The organism is Streptomyces sp. NPDC093221 (assembly GCF_044753885.1).
Taxonomy (GTDB): domain Bacteria; phylum Actinomycetota; class Actinomycetes; order Streptomycetales; family Streptomycetaceae; genus Actinacidiphila.
In genome coordinates, this window is sequence record NZ_JBIVOA010000005.1 from 226,848 (window position 1) to 248,479 (window position 21,632).

The following is a 21,632-nucleotide window of genomic DNA, read 5'->3' on the forward strand; positions in this document are numbered from 1 at the left end:
TCTGGCCCTACCGCAGGCCCGTAGGCCGAGTGCACGCCGAACAGTGGCGATCGGGCGACGCCACGGGCGAGCCGGCGCCGCCGGCGCTGACCGCATGGGACTACACCACCGGTCTCGTTCTGGGGCGGGTGATCGAAATCGACCTCGCCGAGCTCCGCGAAGACTGCGGGCTGGCACCGGATGCGCCTCTGCGTCTGTGCGTACGGTACTGGCCGTCTACGTCGCTTCTCCGCAGGTCCGCATTCGTGCAGAACCTCCCCGCCCTCACGGCCCGCACGGCCTGCGAGGTGCAGATCTCGGCGGACAGCACTCAACTCGGCGGATTCTTGACCGTCGAGACGCTGATAGAGCTGGCCGCCGATCTTCCCTCCGACAGGCAGTTCGTCGCCACCCGCGCAGGCTCGATCCTGTGGAGCGACCAGGTCCGAATTCATCTGGAGGGCGGTGCTGGGCTGTTGCCGGTGGCCCCGGTGTCGTTCAGCGAGGCCGGGCTCCCCGCGGGCTCCGCCTGGTATGTGAGCATGGATGGCGGCGACTGGCAACAGGCCGCGATGGGCAGCCTCCTCGTGCTCCTCAACGAGGACAATCCCGCCGTCAAGGAGGCCATGGAGTCCGCTCAAGGAGAGCTGTCCGGGGTGCTCTGGAGCATCCTCGAGGCCGACATCGTCACCGACCTGGTGGGGCGCGCTCTAGACGACGAGGCGTTCGTCGACGAAACCCCCTCGGACGATCCCGACGGCGACTTGACGATGGCGGGTCTGGTACGCGCCCTCGTGCGCATCTACCTGGCACGCCCGGGTGAGTCTGCCGAACAGGCGATCAAGCGACTGCGCGACGAACGGCGCAGGGATCCGTCGCGGTTCCGCGCCGATGTCCACGCCGGTGTCAAGTTCCCCCGGGAGGCTACGACATGAGCCTGCTCTACCCGCGCCTCCTACCCAACGAGACCGAGCGGCGCTTCCGCATGCTCCACGAGATTTCCCCCGATCGGCACCAGACGATGGTGGCCAATCACTCTCCACGAGCCGTCTATGCCGCCACGGGGGGCCGCCGGATCTCCCGGGAAGAACTCGATCAACTCCGAGACAGTGTGCTTCGCGTCGCCCGTGATCAAGGTTTCCCGAACTCCCGATCCACCGTGCAACGGAGCATCTTCGACCGGGAGACGGCCCAGATCCTTTGCGAGCAGTCGCTCATGGTGCCCGGAGAAGCTTCCCAACGACAGGTCTGGGCGTTTCTCTCGCTCGTCCTACTTCCCGACGTATGCGCCTGGAGATGGCCGGCCGATTCGGACGGCCGATATGTGGCCGACCGATTCAAGGGCACCGACCTGACACGCCACGCGTTCGCCCGTCTATGGACCCGGGCCCACGTGCTCCGCGACCCGACGGCAGACGATCCTTACCTCCTGTTGGATGTCCTGGGGGAGTCCGACCTCGACCAGATCATGGCCAGACGCTCGGCTCTCGCCGCTTCACCCGCACTGGTGCGATCGATCGTCAGGGCGCACCGTGATGACCGGCACGACAGAAACGTCTCCTCTAGGGACGTGCTCCGAGAGAGCCTGATGCGACTTCTCCGCCTCACGGCGTTCCTCGACCTCGACTCGGCTTCGGAACCCGAACTTGGGCACTTGGTGAGGCGAGTCAGAGCCGAGGCGCGTGCCGCGTTGGCGAGTTGAGGGGCGTCTCCACTTCACGCAATCAGCTCACCACGCTGGTGAAGACCTGGCTCAAATCGGACGCAGTACCGGCCCGGTCTCATCGAGGACCTCATGGCCAAGACCGAGGCCGACCTCCAACCGCCGTAACCCGGCCATTGAAGATCTACGGATACCGAATATGGTCTACTATCGACGCATGTCACAAGACGCGTTGGCGATTATTCTGCGTTCGGTCGCGAAGCGAATGAGGGCCGATTTCGAGCAGTCGAAGGTGTTCAGTCACAACGGTGAAGCAGGAACTTCGAGAGAGGTCTTGGTCCGTAGTTTTCTTTCATCCTGCTTACCGGCACATGTACAGGCAATCCATAATGCAGAGATCGTTGCCAGCGACGGCGGTGTCTCACGGCAGTGCGATGTGGTGGTTGTCAATCGGGAGACACCTCCCCTCACGTCGTTGGATGGATATCGAGTAATTCCTAACGAGTGCGTTTACGGGTTGGTCGAAGTGAAAACCAACTTGACTCGCAAGATCTCCTTGACTCCTGCGAGAAGATCGCAAACGCTCGGCGACTGAGCAAGATTGCATACCGAAGGGTTCCGGACCCTATAGTGCGAACGACGAATGCCTATGGTCGCACTTACGACCATTTCCCAACTTCTGGGATCGTGGTCGCGTTTGAAGGGTTGAATCTGAAAACCCTGGGTGATCACCTTGTTGAGTGGTGTCGGGAGCGCCCCGTTTGGGAGTGGCCAGACAGTATCTGGGTTCTTGGGAAGGGGGCGCTCCAGTGGAGGCATGCAACGAGCGGGTTGCTGGCCCGGACGCCGTCACCTGGGGCTTGCCTAGTGCAGATAGACACCCTCGAAGGTGAAGATGTCCTACTACCTCTGGCGCTCCATCTGAACATCCACTTCTCCGAGGCTTGGATGCATCCGCTTGACCTAGTACCCTACGCCGGTAAATCTGTGCTGGGCACAGCGGTTAGGGAATGGACCGTCCCGTAATGGGCAGAAACTCGTGAACGCAGAGAATCGCTCACAGAGATCTCTCGAATCCTCCATTCTGAGTAGGGTAGACCAGCGACGTCCCGTGGTCCTGCAGTAGTTCCTCGATGTCCCTGTCAGGGTGTCCCGGAAGAAGGATCACGGTGCCGGGCCCACGCCGGTGATCGCGCATCCTGACATACCTGCGGTAGTCCAGGAGTCGCCCAAGGGCTATTCTTACAGAATCACGGTCGCTCGCGCCTTGCGCTTCGTACAGAACGTGGTCTGTTGCATCGAACAGATCGGTTCGTAGAGTCGAATTCTTTCCCTCAATTTTGATTTGGAAAGATCCGACTGTGTGACCCTGTGATTCGAGATGGGCCGCGTAGGACTCGATGAGTAGCGCCTTCTTCTGGCGGACGACAGTTGCCGCTGATGCCGCCCTCGGGAACTCAGGTGTGTGCACCTTGCCGACTTGCACGAGTTTCCCTTTCGCTGCGGCGGTCAACATGGCCGATGTATTAGCACTCCTTAGGTCGGGCGCCACGAAAGCACCCTTTGTGACTGCCGCGCTTTGCAGCATGTCGATCGTCACAGCGCGCGGAACAAATTCTGCTGTGGTGCTGGGGGCAGGCATGAGTACGTCAGCCTGGGATCTCTCGAACTGTCCATAAGGTCGCAGGCGGAAGACGATTGTTGTGCGCGACTTTCCGTTGGCATCTAAGCCCTGTCGGGGGACGAATGGTAGTTCGTCATCCAAGGAAAACATCCCGACATAGCGATGGGTCTTTGCGCCACCCCCAAGGACTTTTCCTGCGCGAACGAAGAGATGAAGAGTGCGTCCTTGTTGGGAATGGCGAAGTACGGCGCGATTTCCGCTTCCTCTCGCCCCCGCGAAAGTTTGGTCGCCATCCGATCCGGCCCCAGTGTATTCGTAGATCGGCCCCTGAATGTCTTGCTCGGAAAGCCACCCATCCTGGTACCCCCAGACTGCCGCCTCTTCTGGATCAGAGAAGAGGACCACACTTCGCTTTTCGATGGAGGGAGCAATGCCGCGTTGCGGGCTTCCGCCGAAAACCGCGTGGATCTCGGCGCGAGTTCGGATTTCCCCGGGAAGGATCACGTGATCACCAGTCATCCCGCCAGCTTAGGTCTTGGCAGTGACAGCCTCGCCCGCGTCCGTAGTGGCGCAGTTCGCTGGCGCGGTCGGCTCTCGCTCATGCCAGCGCCGCCGGGCCACGACCGACGAGCCGGACCACTAACGCGGCCGACACAGCCGGTCTCACGGCTAGAGCATCGGATCCCAGTAGCCGATCTTGACGCCATCCGGTGACCCGAAGAGGTGCCATCGCGACAAGTTGCGATTCCAGTGCTGACACGCCGTTTCCGGGAGCTGCAGACAGCCGTGGTCCGCCCCCTTGTTGGTGAGCATGCAGTTCGGGTCGTACAGGCACGAGTCGTTGTCGACCGCCCTGGTCACGACTGCGTCCAGGTTCTGTTCGAGGACGGTGCGCAGGGCGCCGAGGGTGAAGTCGCTGCCTCCGTTGGGGTAGACGGCGAAGGCCAGATCGTGCGGGAAGAGGTACTCGGACAGGCTCGTCTCGCTGTAGCCGCTGTCGACCGCGAGGGCACGGACCAACTGGTGGGATAGGGAGTGCAGCAGTCCGAAGAGCTCGTACACCGCGTGGTCGGAGTGGCCCTCGGGCGGTGGCGTGTCATGGGAGAGCGACTCACGGCCGCTGCGGGCGAGCTGGTGCACCAGCCATTGCGCCACTCCCCCGGCTTCGGACAAGTCGTTTTGATCGACCAGGTCGTTTCGCACGAGCCAACGTGTGATCCTCGCCCTGTCCACCGGGAACAGCAGCGCCTCCGCCTGCGACGGGTGTGCGTAGAGGAGCGTCTTCTCGGGGGTGCCACGTGCGGCCCGGCCCCGGTAGGGGACGAGATCAGCCTCATCGGGGCTGAACCCGGTACGGCTGTAGCCGATGGCGAGGTATGTGATGGGCAGCTCGGTCACGAGGCAGGTCTGTTCACCGTCGAAGCCGGCTCGCGAGAGCACCTCCGGGTAGCGCTGATACAGAGACCGGCGCGCAGGAGTGCGTGCCTCCTTGGCCAGGCGCGGGATGTCGAGGCGATCCAGGTTGCGAACCCGCTGGTAGGTGTGCAGCTCTGCTGCGAGCGCGCGGGCCTCCTCGCCGTCCACGTCGAGGCCGAGCGTCTTGCCGACCTGCTCACGCAGGCGATCCACCTCAACCGGCATGAATCTCGCCCGCAGCGCCCGAGCCTGGTCGACGAGGCCCGCCGCTTCCATGGCCCGGACGCTCACGATCACCTCGTCGGGGACGTCGACCGTGAGCCCGTCGGTGAGGCGTCGGAACTCGCGCTCGCTGATCTCTTCCAGCCACCGGCCGAGCACGGCCACGGTGTAATTCGGGGTGCTCTGCCGAGCTGCTTCCTCCGTCGTCGTGACGTTGACGAGAGTGAGCCCCTGACCGACGTGCGCGGTCCCTGCCGTGTGCAGCAGAGGGCTCATGAGCTTGTCCGCGTAGCCACATGAGGAGTTGGCACAGCTCCTCTGCACTGCGAGTGGAAAGCCGCAGGTCATGCACTCCCAGCGGAAGTCACGGAACCGGCTCGGGCGGTCGTCGAGCTTGAACTGTGTATGCCCTCTGGGGCATTTCTGCGGCGGATACATCGGAGAGATCTCTCCGCAGCGATGTGCGAAGACGAACTGGAGCTGACGGTTGCCGACGCCGTTGCCGCAGCGGGGGCAAGCCGGCGGCCACTCGTCGGTTCCGGGGCGCGGATCACCGGCCGACCAGACGTGCCCGCAGCCGGAGCTCGAACAGCGAACGACCCGAGGCCAGACGCGGCAGAAGACCTTGCCGGGTACGACCACTTCGTAGTGCCGCGCGGCAAGACGGTCCTCGTCGCCGGGGAACTCGGGGGCCCGGTCCCCGCCAGCGGCGTGCGCCCGGCCCGCGGCCCGCCAGCTCCGTACGAATCCCATGGCGGCCTGGACCAATTGTCCACGGTCGAGCGAGGGGCCGTCGAATTCGTCATCGCGGCCGTACTGCATGACCTGGGCGGTGTATCCGCCGCGGTGGTCGAAGGTCTGCCCCGGGCGGAAGCGGTAGAGGACCTGGCCGCGGTCGCGGGACATGTCGTGTTCCCTGGGCTTGAACGCAGCCATCACGACCTCCGACCGTCGGACACGATGTGGAACGGGATGCCCTCCGAGACATCGCGAAGGCTCGTCATGGGTCGGTACTCCAGACCCAGGTAGTCGCCGGTGGCGCGGTACCCACGGTTGTTGCCCCCCGCGAGACCGGCAGAGGCGCCGGCGGAGCGAAGGCTCGTGAGGGCGTGCTCCACCATGTTCTCCAAATCCGTCCGGAGTTCTTCTCCTTCCGGGCGTTCGGATTGGAAAACAGCGTGCATCGTCTTCAGAAGTCCGGTGAGCTGAACGGCGGACAGGCCGCCGGCCGACGGATCACGCAGCGCAGCCTGCATCTTGGACAGGTCGTGCAGATGCCCGGGGGCGTTGCCCTCACGCCACCAATCGTGATTGGCGATCTGCAAGACCTGGCCCATGAGGATGCCGGGCAGTGTGCGCTGGACCGCAAAGCGGCTCCAGCGGTTGATCGCGACCGGCTCCACCATGCGGTCCAGATACTCGTGGAATTTGCCGTGATAGCGGTAGTGCGATCGGTCTCGCTCTCGCACGGGGTTGAAGAGCATGAACACCAGGCCGTGATAGGCGCGGCCGACCCGGGATGACGCCTGGATGTACTCGGCCATCGAGCGGGGCATGCCGTTAAACAGCATGACGTTCAGTCGGTCCACGTCCACACCGTGACTGGCCATGCTGGTGGCCACGACCATGCCCGTGTTCCCGTCGGTGGTGCTCAAGTCTTCCAGGACACCGCGCACCCCGTCGAGGCCCCGGTTGTTCTCGCTCTTGAGCTCGGCCACTTGGAGGTCGGGGAAGCCGTACCGACGCAGGGTCTCGTTGACCTGAGTGTCCAGTGAACGACGGATCTTCCCGAAGTCGACGAGCGAGGTTACGTACGTCAGGCTCGTCCGATAGAGGTCGACGGTCGCCGCCAGCTCTTTCTCCGGCCACTCGGCGAACTCATCCGGCAGATCCTGGCGCAGGACGAGCTTCCACAGCGCACGATGCGCCGAGGTGAGCATCCTGACCAGCGTCATCTCGGCAGTGCCGCGAGTGGGCATGACCCCGACGAAGCGACGCATGGGCCGATTCCGGTCCAACTTCCAGTAGAAGCTTTCATCCAGGCTGGGCCCGGGAAGCGGCACGACCACCGAAGGGAGCCCGAAGAGGTGCTCGCTCTGGCGGTCCTCGCCTCGAATGGTGGCGGTGGTCGCCACGACCTTCATCCGCACGCCCCTACCGTCGGCGCGCTGCCGGGCCGACAGGGTGCGCTGGACCTCGACGAGCAGCCCCTCGTAGTGCCCGGAAAAGGCACCCAACTCCTCGTTGACCATGTGGAGTTCATCGATGATCTCCAAGGACGGGGACGCGTCGTACAGAGGCTCCCGCAGGGGCCTGGGGGACGTCTTCGGGTGCCCCGGCGCATGACGCTCGTGGCATTTTCCACCCCGTCCGAAGCCGTGCTGCGGGCAGCGGCAGTCAACGTCGCCGAAGAGAGCGCCGAACTTGTCGGACAGGCCGATGTTGGCGAGCTTGTCCAGCGTCCCCACGACCACCGTGGGGAGATAACGGTAGATCTCCGTGTCCACGACGATGATAGGCAGGGTCTTTCGACACCCCTCATTGCCGCATACGTGCTTCAGTCGCAGTTCTTGCCGGTCGGGAGGCGGGATCTCGACCGAGGCCTCACCACAGTAGGGGCACTCGTGTACCAGACGGTATTCGTGACGTGCCTCCTCGCTCGAACGCAGCCGGTCGAGCATCCCGTCCGCGAGCAGGGAGTTGGGCGTGTTCCCGCTGCCGGCGTAGAAGCCGATGAAGAACGGCCAGTCCGCGCCTCCCACGGCCATGATACGGTCGGCGTTCCGGCGGCGCACGGTGTCGGCCGCGGCGACGACATCGAGCTGTCGCTGCGTCTGCTGGAGGGTCAGCAGACGCAGCGGGAACCTGCACCACGCCGAGACGCCCTCCTTCTTGCCGCGGGCCCGGTCGTAGAACATGCAGACCACGACGAGCCCCAGGTAGGCCTCGGTCTTGCCGCCGCCCGTGGGGTACCAGACGACGGTCGCGGCCTCGGTGGGATCGACGTTCTGTTCGTCGCCCCAGAGCCCCGCCGCGAAATCCGCCGCCGGGTGCTCACGCCATGCCAGGGCACCGAGCTGGCTGACGATGGCCACGAGCTGGAACAGACGCCATCCTCGACTCGGTTTGCTACGACGGCTGTTGAGTTCTGCCATGGACTCGTTGGCCAGCCGGAAAGCCAGCAGCAGCCGCTCGTCGCGCCTCAACCAGGCGATGCCATCACGGAACCGCGCCACCTCCAGCGCAGAGACCTCCCTGTCGGCCTCCTTCCGGCGGGCCAGTTCCGGTTCGTCCTGAAGATCGTCCGTGCTCCACACAGGATCCGACAGGTACGCCTCCATCGCGTCTGCGAGCTCGCCCAAGGCCGGCAACGGGTCGGCGGCCAGCGCGCCGTAGGCCCATCGTTCGTCGGTGCGTGCCACGGCACGGTGCGTGTCGTGCACCGGTACGGGAACGCTGCCAATGGCGACGAGACGGTCACCGTGCCAACGAGGCTTCACCCCACAGTTGTTGGCATAAGCGCCCAGCTCGCCGGAGTAGCGGTAGGCGTCGGCGCCGAGGTCCATCTCGATGGGGAGCAGACGGTCTCCCTCGATCTCGAGGCCCGCGCGGAAGAGGGTGTGATCCCTGACCTCATCCCGCCGGGATCGCCCTGAGTTGCTGCCACGCCCCTGGACGGTGATCACCGCGTCGGTCGCGAGATTCTGCAGGGTCGCGGTGACCCGAAGCCGGCCGGGCGCAACGGGACGCGATGTGATCACGACGTGCGCATCGGGGGACGGCACGACGGGTTCACCGACCGCTTCCCGGGCCAGCCACTGCTCGAAGGTCGCCTCGTCCGCCATGACGGTGGGAGGGACCATTCGCTCCCGACGATCGTGCCCGTTCCGGCGGTCGATGCGTGGGTCGCGGAGCGCCTGCCGAAGGGCCTCGTCGAAAGCCCGACGGAATTCGTTCTCCAGGGTCCTCGTCTGACGAAGGCCCGATTGGCCGAGTACGGCATCGACGGGGCCGACCGTGACCTCGAGCCGCCGGAACACGGGCGCGAGCCGATACGGCTCCGTACGCTCGCCCGCCCACTGCAGCTGCTGGTCACGGGTCGGCAGGACGGCGTAGTAGAAGGAGGCTCGGGCCTTCACGGTGATCTCGCTGCCGTTCTCGGCCTCGAACTCGAAACCGAGGCTGTCCGGAGCAGTTCGGCCGTAGCTCGGAGAGGAGCCACCGGGTCCCGCGTTCGGTGCCAGGCTCGCCATGTAGTAGCTAGCGCTTGGGGGTTCGCCCAGGCAGATGTCGCCGTCCGATTCGCCGGTCGCATCACATACGACGGCGGCGACGAGGTGGTCGACGATCGCCGTCTGCTGAGGGATGGTCGGCTCGAAGTGCGGTGTGCTCATCGAGTCCTCCCGGCCGTGGTCCCAGGACGGCGGACGCCGATCGATGCGGTGGAAGGACACCAGGCAGCGCGGAACGAGAAGGGGTCTTGCGCGAGGGCCGGGTCGGGCGGGCACGCCGAATCGGCCCGTAAGACGTGGAAGTCCACGGGATCTCCAGGTTCGCGAGTCAGAAGCCGCCTAGGCACGGCGCCAAGACCGGATATCTCCTGCTCTTCGAACGCGATCAGCATGAGCGGATGCCCTGCAAGATTTCAAGCGGGTAGCCGAAGTTGATCGAATTCGACGAGAATCGACCGGATACAGCGTGACGCCGCTGGCGGCCGCGATCAAGATTCAGCTGGCCCCGCCGGGTTCCGGGCGGCCATCGGCGGACGGAGACGCACGGAACGGCGACTTGACCGGCCGAACTGTGGAAGGCTGATGACCCACGCTTCGACGCCCCGCTGAGTGGGACGACTTGAGGATGTCCAAGAAGCAGGAACTTCGTCATGGTCAAGGCGGCCCGAGGGAACGGCGCCGTCTTCCACCCGCCGCTGTGTGTTCAACTCGCTTGGCAGCACCGGAGCTGCCGCATCACCCCTGCCCGAGGTCCTTGGTTCTTGTCACCTTTGTCGGTCGCGTCGTCTAGATTCATATGTAGTCCGGATAAACGGCGTTACACACGTCCGACCGGCGTACGGCGTCAACGTGGGGGCTGGGATTGCAGGACTGGGATAGCGCGGGGTCACGGGGCGTCGTCGCCGAACGAGCCACCGGGTGCCTGAGCGTCCACCCGACGGGGGAGCTTCTAGGCCTTGCTCGTGTGGCGATCTCACAGCCGACGGCCTTCGGTCGCTCGGCCGTTCAAACCACTCTGACCGGACCTACATCTGGTGGCAGCATGGGTACTCCGGCCGCGAGGTGTGCTTGCTCATGACAAGGACGCGACGGTCTTGGACGCCGGACGAGAATCTTGCGCAAGAGGTTAGGGATCAGTTCGACAGGGCCATCGCCTCTTATCGGGCGAATACATACCTCGTCGCCGAGCATGCGAACCACGAGGAGTCCATCCGGGTAGGCGGCTATGCCCATCGGACACTCCTCGAACTGGTCCAGAACGCCGCCGACGCCATGTCGGGGGCAGGCGACGGCCAAGGGGACTCCGCCGGTCGCGTCGAGATCGTCCTCGACATGGAGGGGCAAACCCTCTACTGCGCCAATGCGGGTCGTCCGTTCTCGAAGAGCGGGCTCACAGCGATCACGCACGCGCACCTCAGTGGCAAGAGAGGCGACGAGATCGGGCGCTTCGGCCTCGGGTTCAAGTCCGTGCTCGCCGTTTCGGATGTTCCGCAGGTGTTCAGCCGCTCAGTGTCGTTCGAGTTCAACTCGCCCTCGTCTCGGGGCGAGATCGCCCGGATCACGCCGACCGCGAAGCGCCATCCGATCCTTCGCACCCCGACCCTGATCGACCCGGTCGCCGCGTTCGCCTCGGATCCCATCCTGGCAGAGCTCGCCGAGTGGGCGTCTACCGTCGTGAAGCTCTCACACGCGTCAAGCCTCGGACGGATCCGCAGAGAGATGCAGGAGTTCTCCTCGGAGTTCCTCCTCTTCGCCGGTGCCGTGCGAGAGGTGAAGCTCAGGGTGCTCGGTACCGACGCGTTCGAGACAAGTCACACCTCTCGCGATCTCGGTGGGGGCGTATTCAGGATCGAGGACCCGGACGGCAGCGGCGACGAGTGGATCGTCGAAGACCGGATGCACGAGCCGTCTCCGAACGCTCGAAAGCAGGTCGGAGAAGCCGTCTCGCGTGCACAGGTGAAGGTCACCGTGGCGATCCCGAAACGCCATGCGCAGCGGCGCATCGGGCGGTTCTGGTCCTACTTCCCGCTCCAGGATCAGACCTCGGCATCGGCACTCTTCAACGCTCCGTGGAGTGTGAACGACGACAGGACCACGCTGCTCAAGAACGACTACAACCGAGAGATCCTCGGGACGCTGTCGAAGATGTTCGTCGGCATGTTGCCGCGGGTGGCGACCCCCGACGACCCGGCGGCCCACCTCGACTACATGCCGGCGCGAGGAAGGGAGCAACTCTCGTTCGGGGACGAGCTGCTCTGCGCACACGTGCCGCGGAAGTCGGCGTCCCTTGAGCTCGTTCCCGACGCCACGGGCGCCCTGAAGCGCGCCGCCGAACTCCGCCCGCTCGATTTCGCCGTCGAGGTCGATCCGGCCGTCCATCAAGCGTGGATCGCGTCTTCGAACACCGGAGACAACGTCCCACATTGGCGGTGTTACACGTCCCGGCAGCGGTTCACGCGTCTCCGGCAGGTCTTCGCGGCGTCGGTGTCCGACAGTCTGCTGGCCCGCGACGACAGGGACATGAAGCGCGCCCTCGAGCTGCTGCCGAAACGAGGGTTTCTCTCCTGGCTGCGCGAGTGGGCCGAGGGCGCGGACGACGTGTCCGCCGCAAATGCGTTCAAGTTCACGCTCGGAAACAGGAACCTGCCCGATGCCGATCGGGCCAAGGTGATCCCCACAACCGACGGCATGCGCACGCTTAAAGACAGGAGCACCGTCTTCCTGCATCAGGAGGAGGGCGTCGAGATCGAAGGAGCGGTCTTCGTCTCCCCCGGTTTCCTGGCACAGCCCGGGGTGGAGGACGGCCTCAGGAGGTCCGGTTTCCGGGACCTGGACCCGCTCGCGATCCTCAACGCACGCCTTGCCGTTCTCTCGGGCACATCGGGCGACGACGAACTCTCCAAACTCTGGGAGGCCGTCCGGGGAGTACCCGATCTCGCCGCGATACAGACGTTGGCCCACCACTCGACCACGGTCAAGGTCCCGACACTCGATGGCGGATGGGCATGGCCGCATCAGGTCTTCGACCTCGGGGAGCCCTTGGGCGACGAGCACGCCAAGAGGACGCTGGACCGGCAACGCTGCACGCCCTCGGTCGCCCACCAGCTTGGGGTCGTTCGCAAACCCGCGAAAAATTACTCCCTCGAGGACGAGCCCTGCCTTGAGCACTACCGGGAGTGGGTCCTGGCGACCCTCAACGCGAAGCAGGGCCTAGGCGAACGTCCGATCGAAAACATCGAGTTCTACCCCGGCGAGGGTCCGGGCCCGTTCTCCATATTGCTGATCCTCGGTGACGCCGGGGCACCGAAGGAGTTGCGCGAAACCTGGACCGTCGAGCTGCTTCAAGCCAGCGGCTCCGATTGGACCTGTGAGGATCTCGACACGGGCAGGACTCACACTGTTCGGCCGCCGGTTCGCTGGGCAGCGGACCGTGCCGGTCTGCTGCGGTCGAACCGCGGATTTCACTCGCCGGCCGAGGTCGTCGCACCGTCTCTCGTCAGGTACGCGAACCTCCTCCCGCTGTATAAAGGGCCACGGCAGGTAGCCGAAGTCCTGGAACTCCCGGACCAGCTCGATGCGGTGCCACCTGGCGTTCTCAAGGAAGCGCTCGAAGCAGATCTGTTCGCGCCGGGCACCGAGAACACCGTGCTCGTCGAATTCATCCGAGCGGCGTGTCGCATCGCCTATCCGGGCGCCCACCCGCCCAGCATCCCCGCCAGAGTCAAGCGCGCGATCGAGCCGCGCTCTCCGTCGGCGGTGTACCTCGCCACAACGGACGATCAGGAGGAGTACCTCTCAACACGCCAGCGCCCTTACTTGAGGGTGACGGACGATCAGGTCGACGAACTCCTGAAGTCCGTGGGTTGCCGCCGGTTCGAGGACAGCTTCGCGTTCTCGATGGTGATCGAAGGGGACCAGGAGAGCGAGCGGGTGGTCGATGTCTTCACCGGGCTCCGGACCACGCACGTCGCCGACAGACTGGTCAACGCGACGATCACACGGGCGGTCCAGGTGGTCAAACGTGTGACCGCGGAGAACGGTGTCGAGGACCAACCACTCCCGTGGCACCTTGACGGGCTCAATCTGGTGGCTCGCGGTGATGCCGACGAGCGCCGGCTCCTCGGCATCGTCAACGAGGCATTCGACCTGCGCCTCACGAACGCGGACCTCGAGGGAGTCCTCAAGACGGGCCTGGACAATCGGCTCCAAACACTTCGGCAGGAGGCCCAGGCCGCCTCGACCGACGCAGAGCGGCTTGACGTCTATTTCGGCCCGGACGACCTGCGCGACGCGCTGCCCAAGGGGCTTTGGCCGGCGCTCGAGGCTCAGGGGCTGGTCGATGACCGCACTTCCGTCCCCGATCTCTTCCTCAAGGTGTACGGCTCGGACTCGATCAAGCTGCTCGTCGATCCGTTCCGGGAGGTCGGCTTTCCCGACGTTCCGACGAAATGGGCAGGTGGCGCGACGACCATCTCGTGGCTGAGGAAGATGGGATTCTCAGCCGAGTACGCCGGTCGTCACAGAGAACACCAGCCCCATGAGTTCATCGTCCCCGGTGCCGTGAAACTCGACCCCCTCCACGACTTCCAGGAGGAGATCAGCCGACAGCTCAGTGCCGTGCTCACACTTCGTGAGGCGGATGGTCGTCATCGCAAGGCGATGGTGGAGCTCCCGACCGGTGCGGGCAAGACTCGTGTTGCCGCGGAGACCGTGCTCAGGCTCTTCATGGACGAGAGCCTTCGTGGCCCCGTGCTGTGGATCGCACAGTCGCAGGAGCTCTGTGAACAGGCCGTGCAGACCTGGAGCACGGTGTGGCGGGGGCTCGGGGACGAGCGCCCGCTGACGGTCGGGCGTCTGTGGGAGAACGGCACCGTGCACGAGCCCGACACCGAGTTCAGTGTGATCGTGGCGACGGATGCCAAACTCGATGTCATCCTCGGCAACGCCGAATACGAATGGCTCAGCAAGGCATCGGCGGTCATCATCGACGAGGGGCACCGCGCAGGTGCTTCCGAGCTATACACGCGGATCCTGAATTGGCTCGGGGTGGCCGGCCGCGGCTGGGAACGCCCCCTGGTCGGCCTTTCCGCGACGCCGTTCAAGGGCACGTCCGAGACGGCGACCGCAGCACTTGCGAGCCGGTTCGGCAACCGCAAGCTCAAAGCCTTCGAGGGAAACGCCTACAAGGAGCTCGCGGAGATCGGAGTGCTCGCGCGGGTCCACCACGAGGTGCTGGACGGCATCGAGGTCGACCTCCTACCGGAGGAGATCGCCGAAGCCACACGTCAACGAAGGATCAGTCAGACCGTTCTGGAGCGGATCGGCCAGAACCAGGCCCGCATGTCGATTCTCGTCGAGCACATCATGAGCCTCGACGAGACCTGGCCGGTGCTGGTGTTCACTCCCAACGTCCTCTCTGCCCAGGTGCTCGCCGCGACGCTGCAGTATCGCGGCATCGAAGCGGCCTCGGTGAGCGGACAGACCGGTAGGCAGCAGCGCCGCGACATCATCGCGAGATTCAAGGACAACGAACTCCGCGTTCTTGCGAACTGCGATCTGCTGATCCAGGGCTTCGACGCGCCGGGCGTCCGTGCGCTCTACATCGCCCGCCCGACCTTCAGCCCGAACGCGTACATCCAGATGGCCGGCCGGGGCCTCCGCGGGCCTGCCAACGGTGGAAAGGAGGAGTGCCTGATTGTGGACATGGCAGACAACTTCGGGGACGTCACCGAGCTGCTCGGGTACCGCGAGTACGAAGACCTCTGGCAGGAGCAGCGCGCATGATCCTCGTTCCCGACCTGAAGGACATCGAACGGAACGCCGTCAGTGACGCCGAGCGCAGAATCGCCCGTCTGCTGCGGGAGATCGACGGCGAACCCGATGCAGTCGCCTTCCATTCGGTGAAGTTGCGCACCCACGCACACAAGCAGCAGGCCGAGGCGGATTTCGTCGTTCTGTGGAAGAAGGTCGTGATCGTCGTTGAGGCCAAAGGCGGAGGAGTCAGCAAGCACGACGGAGTCTGGTACAGCGTCGACCGACGCAACGACTGGCACAAGCTGTCCGGCTCGCCGATGGAACAGTCGCAGTCCGCCATGTACGCGCTGAGGGACATCCTCCAAGAGGAGGGCGTCGGCTGGTTCGCACACGAGGCCATCGTCGTCACGCCCGATGTCTACACTCCTCCGCACGCGATCGAATGGCAGCCGACTCATTGGCTGGCCAAGGACGACATGAGCGTCACGGGATTGGCCAGCGCTCTCGAATCGGTGGCGAAGGCCGCACGAACACCGCCCGCCGGCCGGAAACGCGCAAGCGCCGAGGACCTCCGGGCGCGCCTATTCGGAGAGTTCACGAGGATGCCCGTGATCGATGCCCAGCGGGGAGCGGTCATCGAGGAGCAGAACCGCGCCACGGCGGGCCAGTCCAGAGTCCTCGCCTCGTTGGCGCGGAACCCCCGGGTCATGGTGTTCGGCGGCGCGGGCACGGGGAAGTCGCTCGTCCTGGTCGAGGCGGCCAAGCAGGAGGCGGATCAAGGACGATCCGTACTGATCACGTTCCGCTCTCCGGAGCTCCTGAGATTCTTCGCTCCACACGTGGTCGATCGCGGCATCGCCCTCACCCCATTCGCACAGTTGGGACCGGACAAGGCCTACGACGCGGTGTTCGTCGACGAGGCACAGGACCTGATGACCGCCGAGGACATGGACACGCTCGACGCGGTCGTCGTCGGTGGACGAGCCTGGGGCAGGTGGCGCATGTTCCTCGACATGAACAACCAGGCGCACGTCGACGGAGATTTCGACGAGGACGTCTTCGAGCTCATCGCCCCCGAAGCACTCTCTGTCGACCTGGGCCTCAACGTCCGGAACACCCGGGCGATCGTGCACATGGTTCAGGAGTACCTCGGAGCGGACGTCGGAGACCCGGGCATCGTTCACGGGGAGAAGGTCCAGTGGCACACACCTGACGCGGAATCCGACATCGACCAGGCCGAGTCGGTGGCCAGGCGATTGGTGGCCGACGGAGCCCGCAGGGACGACATCTGGATCATCGACGCGACGTCTAGCGCTGCTCCCACCGTGACGGCCGACGGCTTCGTGGTGACAAGCCCGCGGTACGCGAAGGGCCTGGAAGCGGAGCACGTCGTCGTCTGCAACCTGCCCCCGGTCTTTGGAGATGCCGAGACAGCAGCCTTCTACGTCGCCGTGACACGTGCTCGTGTCTCGCTGCACATCGTCGCATCCAAAGACGACAGGCGACGCCTCCAGCAACTCGTCCGACGGCGGTTGGTGACGCAATGATCCTGACCAGGGCGCAAGAGCGCGCGCTGAAGCACCTTCGTGCGGCCTACGTCGGACCGGACGGTGACGACGACGAGGTCGTGTACAACAGGCCGGATCGTCAGTACGCCGTAGGGATGTTGTTCCCGTCCGGATCGTCGGCGCCCCGCCCCGAGAAGGCTGAGCAAGAGCCTGATGTCGAAGCCGATGTGGTCTCGGGAGACGTTGAGGAAGGCGGAGCAGGCGTGCCGCTGGCCGAGGACTGGCGCCCCTCATCCGTCGCGATCTCCTTCGTCACCGACCGGCCCGCGGTCTACTGTGCCTTCTCGGGAGGGACCTATCAGCCGATCGCCGGAGACGGACCTCCGCGTTGGCGACGCCGTCTGTTCCGGTTCGGGAAAGACGAGCTGGAGCTCGCCCAGAAGATCCCCCCGAAAACGCTCAAAGCGGGTGGCGTCTCGATCGAGATCGGATCGCGATGGCGCCCCTACGGCGACGCCTATCTCGTGACGGTGCACGCACGCGTGCGGTCAGAGTCGACGGGGAACGACCGACTCGACATCGGTCGCATGCTCTTTCAGGTCGCACTCAACGTGACGCCTGCACCTGGTGGGCGGTTCCTGGAGTACGACACCTCGAGGTCGTTCGATCTGGACGACGAGTCGAAAGAACTGCGACTCCGCTACCGGAACAAAAGAGTCTACGCAGTAGGCCACGGCATGGCGGCCGACTGGGAGCTCGAAAACGGTGAGTGCGCACGCGTCTTCCTCGACCCTGTGCCGGCGTTCGTCGTCCCCGCAGTCGAGACCATCGGGTTCGATACCGAGTGCGAGGCCGCCAATGCGCTTCGTCTCGACAATCTGTCACGGATCGACGCGTGTCCGGACGAGATCGTGCCGATGCTGGACGAGTTCGTCAGAGCTTTCTCCCATTGGGTCTCGGAGCAGGAGGACTGTGTCAACGGCTTCGGAGCCGACGCTCCGGCCGCGCGATCCATCACCGACCGCGCGCGGAAGGCCTTGGGCCGTATGGAAGTCGGCGTCGACCTGTTGCGCGCCCCGGAGCAAGAGAAGCTGAGAAGCGCCTTCGCGCTGGGCATGGCCGCTATGCGACTGCAGATGCGTCAGACCTCGGTCAAGCGTGGTGCCGAGCCGGGCAGGGTGGAAGAGCCCCGATGGCGCCCCTTCCAGCTCGGCTTCCTGCTGGTGGCGCTGGCGTCCACGGTCGACGAGACCCACGATGACCGACAACTCGTCGACCTGATCTGGTTCCCCACCGGTGGCGGAAAAACGGAGGCGTACCTCGGCCTGGCGGCCATCGAGATCTTCCGCCGCCGAATCACTCATGGCACAAAGGGCGCGGGAACCGCGGTGATCACGCGCTACACCCTCCGCCTCCTGACATCCCAGCAGTTTCAGCGGGCCGCCTCGCTCGTCTGCGCGATGGAGCTTCTTCGTCACGACGACCGCCGGGCGAAGGGCATGCCCCGATTCTCCATTGGGCTCTGGGTCGGCAACGAGGTCACTCCCCGTACGAAGGCGGATGCCAAATCCGCCCTCGAGCGCCTACACAAGGCCGCGAGGCCCGAGGAGGCGAACGGGTTCCAGATCGAGAGCTGTCCGTGGTGCGGTGCCGCCCTCCTGCCCGAGTCGAGGTCCCACGATCTGGATCGATACGGCTTTCGTCGCGACGGCAACGACGTCGTCATCCACTGCACCAGTGGGAGCTGCCGATTCAACCGCGAACTCCCCGTGGCCGTGGTCGACGACATCCTCTACGAGGAGCCGCCGACCATCCTGCTTGCGACCGTGGACAAGTTCGCCCGCCTTCAGTTCAACACCAAGGCAGGCAGTCTCCTCGGCCTCGATACGCCGTTCCGGCAACCGTCGATGATCATCCAGGACGAGCTGCACTTGCTGTCGGGGCCGCTCGGCACGACGGTCGCCGTCTTCGACGCCGTGATCCAGATGCTCCTGAACAGAGGCGGTACGGCACCCAAGATCATCGCCTCGACGGCCACGATCCGCGCGTCCGAAGAACAGGTCCAAGGGCTGTACGGGCGAGGCGTCGCATTGTACCCGCCGGCAGGGTTGGACGGCGATCGGACGTTCTTCTCCCGCCCTGTCGAGAACGGCGAAGGCCGCCTGTACATCGGTCTGATGCCGCAGTCCCTCTCACAGATGTCCGCAGTCGTCTCCGCAACCGCGCCTCTGATCGAGATCCCGGCGGTGCTGGCCGAGCAGCCCGATCCGGGTACGACGCGGGACTCCTACTGGACGGCCGTGATGTACCACAACAGTCTTCGCGAGCTCGGCCGATCGGGCACGCTGGTGGTCGACGACGTGAACGGGCGGCTGGAACCGCGTGCAGACCGTTTGGGTCTGCCATTGCGTCGTGTCCGAGCCGGCCGCGTCCTGGAACTCACCAGTCGGCGAGGCCCGGAGGAGCTCCCCAACGATCTGCGTGAGCTCGGCCGGAGTGCCGATCTCACCGATCAGGCCATCGACGTCGTCCTCTCTTCGAACATGCTGTCGGTCGGCATCGACATCCCCCGTCTCGCCCTGATGCTGATGGTCGGCCAGCCGAAGACGACCGCCGAGTACATCCAGGCCACCAGCCGAGTCGGCCGTGGGGACAACAACGGCATCGTCACGACCTTGTTCCGGTCGAACCGGGCGCGCGACCGGTCGCACTTCGAGACCTTCCGCGCCTACCACGAGGCGCTTTACCGCAACGTCGAACCGACGAGCGTCACCCCGTGGTCGACGGCGTCCCGCGATCGGTCGTTGGCGGGCGCCCTCGTGGCATTGCTGAGGCACTCCGTGCCCGTTCTCGCGGCGAACGACTCCGCGTCTCGTCTCGACCTCGACGACGGCCGAATGCGTGGCGCGATCCAGAGGCTCGTCGCGACCTTCGTCGACCTGGTGAGCCGCTCGGAGCGCATCGAAGCCGAGGAGACCGAGGAACAGGTGTGGCACCTCCTGCACGAGTGGGATCGCCGGGCAGGGCTCGCACGTGAAGCCGGAACCTCGTTGCTGTACGACTACAGGAAACCGGACGATGAGGCGCTGCTGAAACGGTTCGGTCAACGCAGGGAAGGATGGCTGGTCGCCGACTCGATGCGATCCGTCGAGCCGAACGTCGCCGTCCAGGTACGTGAGGCGTTGGAAGGAGGGGTCGGCCGTGGAGCGAATCCTGCATGACCTGCGTCTCTCGGAGACCATCACACCGTTCGGCGTAGGGGCCATCGTGGATGTGCTCGGGCAATCGCTGATCGCACCCGACACGTCTTGGTGGGAGCGCAGGTCCGCTCCCGAGATCAGTTGCGAACGGCTCCTCGCGCGGCTGGGCTCCGGTGTCCTTCGGCAGGCGCCCGCTCACGCAGGGCGCGCGGCGAGGGAGACGGCCCACCTGCTCTACTGGCGCTTCCCGGCTTGGCGGTTCTGCGAGCGTTGCACGAAGCTCTCTCAGCTCACTGGCAAGAACAAGGGCCGCTGGAGTAACAAATGCGAGTGCGGTGGCTCCCTCGTACCGATGCGCTACGTCGCGGTCTGCGAGAAGGGCAGCCACATCCAGGACGTTCCCTGGTTCAAGTGGGCACACCGCGGCAACGACGAAGGCGTCACCGAAGCCGTGCGGCTCTGTCGCGCGTACAAGGAACTGAAGTTCGAGCGTTCATCACGCCACGGGGAAGGTCTGGCCTCTCTCCGTGTCCACTGCAACGGGTGCAAGCGGTCCCGTCCGCTCTCCGAACTGGTCGGCAAGGCGTCGCTGCACCGCGACAACATCCGCTGCGACGGCGTCCAGCCGTGGGAGGAACAGAGGCCCGGCAACTCCTGCGAGCATCGCCTCACCGCCGTCCAGCGCGGTGCAACCGGCAACTACATCGCCGAACGCCTCTCGGCGCTCGACATCCCCGAGGAACGCCCGCAGTCCGCGGAGAAGGCTGATCGCGTCCGCAGCCACGTCTACTTCGAGAAGGTGGTCGCCGACAACGGAGGTCCGCAAGCGGAAATGGTGGCCGGGTGGATCGCAGACGAGATCGGGGTGACGGCGGAGGATGTCCTCAGTCTCGCGGCCGGTGGCGATGACTCCGCAGACTCTCCGCTCCTCGATCTGAAGGACGGCGAATGGGCCGCGTTCCTCAAGAAACTCGAGGGAGGCAGGGATCACGGCGCTGGCGACTTCGTCGTCGACGGCTGGAAGGTACCCGCAGAGTCGAAGTGGCCGTCGGCACTGACCAGCCGACTCGTCGGCGTGGGCCAGGTGCGTCGCGTCCGGGAGGTCAGAGCGCTTCGCGGCTTTCGGCGCCACTGCGCCGAGGCTGACTTCATCCTCGCCGACCTCGGTCCCGACCGAAGGCGAAAGCCGGTTTACCCAGCTGTCGAGATGTTCGGCGAAGGGATCTTCCTCCGGTTCGACGAGAACCGGATCTCCGAATGGGAATCCCTGGCGGAAGTCCGCAAACGGGCTGGCATCCTGGTGGAGCGGCGGCAGTCGAGTCAGTGGGCTCACCGCCTTGACGTACCTGAGCCGCGCTTCATCGGCTTGCACACGATCGCTCATCTACTCATCCGCAGATTGGCGTTCGCCAGTGGCTACTCGTCGGCGGCACTCCAGGAGCGCATCTACGCCAACTCCGATCGCCGAGATCGCACTGCGGGCATCTTGATCTACACGGCGGCCGGCGACGCGCAGGGGACGCTCGGCGGACTCGTTCGGCTGGGCGAACCGAACAAGATCATCCCACTGCTGTTGGCCGCCTTGAGTGACGCAGACGTCTGCTCGAATGACCCCGTGTGCATCGAGAGTGACCATCAAGGCTCGTCGCAGCTCAATATGTCGGCGTGCCATGGATGTGCGCTCGTCAGCGAGACATCGTGCGAGACGGGCAACCGTCTGCTGGACCGTCAGCTCGTCCTCGGCGGAGCGAACGTGCCCGGTCTCCTCGACCATGTGCTCGATCAGGTGCGGCACAGGACGGGCTCGTGACGAGGTTGAAAGACGATCTTCGATACGGCCAGTGCCCATGTTCTACGACTTGTCTCCCCCGCCCCACAGAGATGACAGGCAAGGCACCCATACCGTGTGTGGGGAGGGCTCCGACTGTGGCGGCGACCAACAGTACGCAGGCAGTCGGGTTGCAAAGCGCGGCGTATCCCAGGGGCATCCCGGCTCCGTCAGCGGTCGTCACGATGAAGTACACGCTCTGGCCC

General features: G+C 65.1%; 10 protein-coding genes. 7 read left to right on the plus strand and 3 right to left on the minus strand.

Translation table 11 applies throughout. The annotated features are described in order from the left end of the window. The first annotated feature begins 29 nt into the window (after nt 1-29). The 3 genes from ACIQCJ_RS21415 to ACIQCJ_RS21425 all read left to right on the plus strand — a co-directional run bounded on the left by ACIQCJ_RS21415 (nt 30) and on the right by ACIQCJ_RS21425 (nt 2,237). Complete coding sequence (locus ACIQCJ_RS21415) at nt 30-914, plus strand: hypothetical protein (protein WP_402712232.1); 885 nt, start codon at nt 30-32, stop codon at nt 912-914. Beyond that, nucleotides 911-1,681: a DUF6339 family protein gene (locus ACIQCJ_RS21420; protein ID WP_402712233.1), complete on the plus strand. Its 771-nt coding sequence runs from the start codon at nt 911-913 to the stop codon at nt 1,679-1,681. The genes ACIQCJ_RS21415 and ACIQCJ_RS21420 overlap by 4 nt, the downstream gene beginning before the upstream one ends. A 226-nt stretch (nt 1,682-1,907) precedes the next feature. Continuing rightward, nucleotides 1,908-2,237 carry a DUF6602 domain-containing protein gene (locus tag ACIQCJ_RS21425; RefSeq protein WP_402712364.1) on the plus strand — a complete coding sequence of 110 codons (330 nt, stop codon included), beginning with the start codon at nt 1,908-1,910 and terminating at the stop codon, nt 2,235-2,237. Nucleotides 2,238-2,699: 462 nt separating this feature from the next. Here ACIQCJ_RS21425 and ACIQCJ_RS21430 read toward each other — a convergent pair whose 3' ends face one another. The 3 genes from ACIQCJ_RS21430 to ACIQCJ_RS21440 form a co-directional block, all read right to left on the minus strand. Further along, nucleotides 2,700-3,785 (minus strand): hypothetical protein, encoded by a 1,086-nt coding sequence (locus tag ACIQCJ_RS21430; RefSeq protein WP_402712234.1) that lies wholly within the window; start codon nt 3,783-3,785, stop codon nt 2,700-2,702. 150 nt (nt 3,786-3,935) lie between these two features. Further along, nucleotides 3,936-5,840: a hypothetical protein gene (locus ACIQCJ_RS21435; RefSeq protein ID WP_402712235.1), complete on the minus strand. Its 1,905-nt coding sequence runs from the start codon at nt 5,838-5,840 to the stop codon at nt 3,936-3,938. Next, nucleotides 5,840-9,298, minus strand: a complete 3,459-nt coding sequence (locus tag ACIQCJ_RS21440; protein WP_402712236.1) for a helicase-related protein — start codon at nt 9,296-9,298, stop codon at nt 5,840-5,842. Before ACIQCJ_RS21440 ends, ACIQCJ_RS21435 begins: the two co-directional genes overlap by 1 nt. 912 nt (nt 9,299-10,210) lie before the next feature. Here ACIQCJ_RS21440 and ACIQCJ_RS21445 point away from each other — a divergent pair. Genes ACIQCJ_RS21445 through drmB form a run of 4 tightly spaced genes read left to right on the plus strand, consistent with a single transcriptional unit; the run spans nt 10,211 to nt 21,408 of the window. Next, nucleotides 10,211-14,920, plus strand: coding sequence for a sacsin N-terminal ATP-binding-like domain-containing protein (locus ACIQCJ_RS21445; protein ID WP_402712237.1), 4,710 nt, complete (start codon nt 10,211-10,213; stop codon nt 14,918-14,920). Then, a complete protein-coding gene (locus ACIQCJ_RS21450) occupies nt 14,917-16,437 on the plus strand; it encodes an NERD domain-containing protein (protein ID WP_402712238.1) in 1,521 nt (506 codons plus the stop codon). Before ACIQCJ_RS21445 ends, ACIQCJ_RS21450 begins: the two co-directional genes overlap by 4 nt. Then, the gene (locus tag ACIQCJ_RS21455; RefSeq protein ID WP_402712239.1) at nt 16,434-19,619 is read left to right on the plus strand and encodes a helicase-related protein; all 3,186 of its coding nucleotides are present in this window, start codon (nt 16,434-16,436) and stop codon (nt 19,617-19,619) included. The genes ACIQCJ_RS21450 and ACIQCJ_RS21455 overlap by 4 nt, the downstream gene beginning before the upstream one ends. Continuing rightward, the gene (gene drmB / locus ACIQCJ_RS21460; protein ID WP_402712240.1) at nt 19,600-21,408 is read left to right on the plus strand and encodes a DrmB family protein; all 1,809 of its coding nucleotides are present in this window, start codon (nt 19,600-19,602) and stop codon (nt 21,406-21,408) included. The genes ACIQCJ_RS21455 and drmB overlap by 20 nt, the downstream gene beginning before the upstream one ends. Nucleotides 21,409-21,632 lie beyond the last annotated feature (224 nt).